The following is a 3,290-nucleotide window of genomic DNA, read 5'->3' as shown; positions in this document are numbered from 1 at the left end:
GGGCACGCCGCCGGCCGGCGGCGCCCGGGACGGGCACCCGCCCGCGGCCCGGGGCCCGTCGTCCGGCCGGTGGCGCCGCTCAGAAGCCCGGCGGCTCCGTGTACGTGCCCCACTCCTCGCGCAGCGCGTCGCAGATCTCGCCGAGGGTGGCCTCCGCGCGGACCGCGTCGAGCATCGAAGGGATCATGTTCGACCCGTCGCGTGCGGCGGCCAGCATCGCCTCCAGCGCGGCGGAGACCTTCGCGCCGTCCCGCGCCGCCCTGCGCTCCCCGAGCAGCGCGACCTGGTCGCGCTCGACCTCGTGGCTGACGCGCAGGATCTCGAGGTCGCCGGTGACGGAGCCGTGGTGCACGTTGACGCCGACCACCCGCTTGTCGCCCTTCTCCAGCGCGCGCTGGTAGGTGAAGGCGGACTCGGCGATCTCGCCGGTGAACCAGCCGTCCTCGATGCCCCGCAGGATGCCGGAGGTGACGGGTCCCACGGGGTGCAGGCCGTCGGGGTGGGCGCGCCGCCCCCGCTCGACGATCTGCTCGAAGATCTTCTCGGCGTCGGCCTCGATGCGGTCGGTGAGCTGCTCCACGAACCAGGAGCCGCCGAGCGGGTCGGCGACGTTGGCGACCCCCGTCTCCTCCATCAGGACCTGCTGGGTGCGCAGCGCGATCTCGGCCGCCTGCTCGCTGGGCAGCGCGAGCGTCTCGTCGAGGGCGTTGGTGTGCAGCGAGTTCGTCCCGCCGAGGACCGCCGCGAGCGCCTCGACGGCCGTGCGGACGACGTTGTTGTACGGCTGCTGCGCGGTGAGCGAGACGCCGGCGGTCTGCGTGTGGAAGCGCAGCCACTGCGCCTTGTCGCTCTTCGCTCCGTACACGTCGCGCAGCCAGCGCGCCCAGATGCGGCGGGCCGCGCGGAACTTGGCGATCTCCTCGAAGAAGTCGACGTGCGCGTCGAAGAAGAAGGACAGGCCGGGCGCGAACACGTCCACGTCGAGGCCCCGGGCGAGGCCCAGTTCCACGTATCCGAAGCCGTCGGCGAGCGTGTAGGCGAGCTCCTGCGCGGCCGTCGCCCCCGCCTCGCGGATGTGGTAGCCGGAGACCGAGAGCGGCTTGTACGCGGGGATCGCGCTCGCGCAGTGCTCCATCAGGTCGCCGATGAGGCGCAGGTGCTGCTCGGGCTGGAAGAGCCACTCCTTCTGGGCGATGTACTCCTTGAAGATGTCGGTCTGCAGCGTGCCGTTGAGGACGCCGGGGTCGACGCCCTGGCGCTCCGCCGCCACGAGGTACATGCAGAACACTGGCACCGCGGGGCCGCTGATCGTCATCGAGGTGGTGACGTCGCCGAGGGGGATGCCGTCGAAGAGCACCTCCATGTCGGCCGCGGAGTCGATCGCGACGCCGCAGTGGCCGACCTCGCCGAGCGAGCGGCCGTCGTCGGAGTCGCGGCCCATCAGTGTCGGCATGTCGAAGGCGACGGAGAGGCCGCCGCCGCCGTTGCGCAGGATGGTCTTGTAGCGCTCGTTGGTCTGGCGCGCGTTGCCGAAGCCGGCGAACTGGCGGATGGTCCACGTGCGGCCGCGGTAGCCGGTCGGGTACAGGCCGCGCGTGAACGGGTACTCCCCGGGCCAGCCGATCCGCTCGAAGCCGTCGTAGGTGTCGCCGGGACGGGGCCCGTACACCGGCTCCAGCTCGTCCCCGGACAGGGTGGAGAAGTCCGCCTCGCGCTTGCGGGCCTTGTCGTACCGGGCCTGCCAGCGGCGGCGGCCCTCGTCGATCGCGTCAGCGTCCATACCATCGAATTTACTAGGACGTCCAAGTAAATGTCGATGGAGAACCGGAACGGATGGAGAACCGTGACGGGGAAAAAGGGCGGAGAGGCTGCTCAGCCCGAGGACCGGCACGCCGGGCCCTCGGCCCGGGACGCGCCCGCGGGTTGCGGGACGCGCCCGCGGGTTCCGGGACGCGCCCGCGGGTTCCGGGACGCGCCCGCGGGTTCCGGGACGCGCCCCCGGGACCGTAAGCGCCCCTGGGCCCGGAGGCGGCCTTCGCTCGCGGGCGCCGGGCCGGGCCCCGGCGGACCGGGGCACGGCGGCGGGCGGCTCAGGCCTTGGCGGTGACCGGTGCCGGGGTGACGACCTTGGCCTCGAGTTCGCGGGAGACCCGGCGCTCGACGAAGAAGGCCGCCGTCGGGATGGTGCCTGCGAGCAGGACCCACAGCTGCCGCATGACCGGGAACTTCGCCTTGGCGCCCAGGTCGAAGGCGAAGACCAGGTACACGATGTAGAGCCAGCCGTGCGCGATGCCGACGATCTCCACGAAGCTCGCGGCCCCGTTGATGTCGAGCACGTACTTGGCGATGACCCCGAGGGTGAGCAGGACGAGCAGCACGCCGGTGACGTACGCCATCACCCGGTAGCGGGTCAGCACGCTTCGTTTCATGCCGAAGAGCGTAGTGGCACCAACCGGGCGATCTTCGCGCGGGTCACCCCTCGGGCCGCGGCACCGCGTCCTCACCGGACGGCGCCCTCCGTACCGGGCCTCGCCACCGGACACGGCCCCTCGCAGGGCGCCCCGCGGGCCGGCCGCGACGCTCGTGCTCGCCGGCCGCCCGCGGCCCTGTCACCAGGCGTCGCCGCCGCGCTCGGGCGGCCTGCGCTCCTCGAAGTCGTCGGCCGCGAGACGCAGCGGGCGCAGCATCGCGAAGATCTCCGCGCACTCCTCCTCGTCGTACACGCCGAGCCCGAAGTCCATCGCCATCAGGTCGCGGGTGGCCGCCTCGACCACCTCTCTGCCCTGCTCGGTGATCGAGGCCAGGGTCCCCCGGCCGTCGTTCGGGTTCGGGCGCTTGTCGACGAAGCCCGCGCGCACCAGCCGGTCGACGGTGTTGGTGACGGACGTCGGGTGGACCATGAGCCGCTCACCGATCTTGGACATGGGCAGCTCGCCCGCCTTGGAGAACGTCAGCAGGACGAGCGCCTCGTAGCGGGCGAAGGTCAGCCCGTACGGCCGGACGACGGCATCGACCTCCGCGAGGAGGATCTGGTGCGCGCGCATGATGGACGTGATCGCACTCATGGAGGGGACGGGGCCCCAGCGCTGCTGCCAGAGGTCGTCCGCACGGGCGATGGGGTCGAAGGGGAGGCTCAACGGCTTCGGCACACCCCCGACCCTACCGAGGGATGATATGCCTGGTCCCGGCCGGTGGTACGGGCGGCGCCGGACCCCCGCGCCGAAGCGGTCCGCCCGCTCCTCCGCGGCCGCCCGGCCCTCCCCGCCCGGCGCTGCGCCCTGCGGCGGCCG

At 72.7% G+C, this 3,290-nt stretch carries 3 protein-coding genes; all 3 read right to left on the bottom strand.

The annotated features are described in order from the left end of the window. Positions 1-79 precede the first annotated feature (79 nt). The gene (gene icmA / locus L1885_RS25945; RefSeq protein WP_235799596.1) at positions 80-1,780 is read right to left on the bottom strand and encodes a coenzyme B12-dependent isobutyryl-CoA mutase large subunit; all 1,701 of its coding nucleotides are present in this window, start codon (positions 1,778-1,780) and stop codon (positions 80-82) included. 310 nt (positions 1,781-2,090) lie between these two features. Next, positions 2,091-2,429 carry a DUF3817 domain-containing protein gene (locus L1885_RS25940; RefSeq protein WP_235799595.1) on the bottom strand — a complete coding sequence of 113 codons (339 nt, stop codon included), beginning with the start codon at positions 2,427-2,429 and terminating at the stop codon, positions 2,091-2,093. A 180-nt stretch (positions 2,430-2,609) separates the two neighbouring features. Then, complete coding sequence (locus L1885_RS25935; RefSeq protein WP_235799594.1) at positions 2,610-3,149, bottom strand: MarR family winged helix-turn-helix transcriptional regulator; 540 nt, start codon at positions 3,147-3,149, stop codon at positions 2,610-2,612. Positions 3,150-3,290 lie beyond the last annotated feature (141 nt).

The organism is Streptomyces fuscigenes (genome assembly GCF_021556455.1).
Lineage (GTDB): Bacteria > Actinomycetota > Actinomycetes > Streptomycetales > Streptomycetaceae > Streptomyces > Streptomyces fuscigenes.
This window is presented reverse-complemented; position numbering and strand designations above follow the sequence as displayed.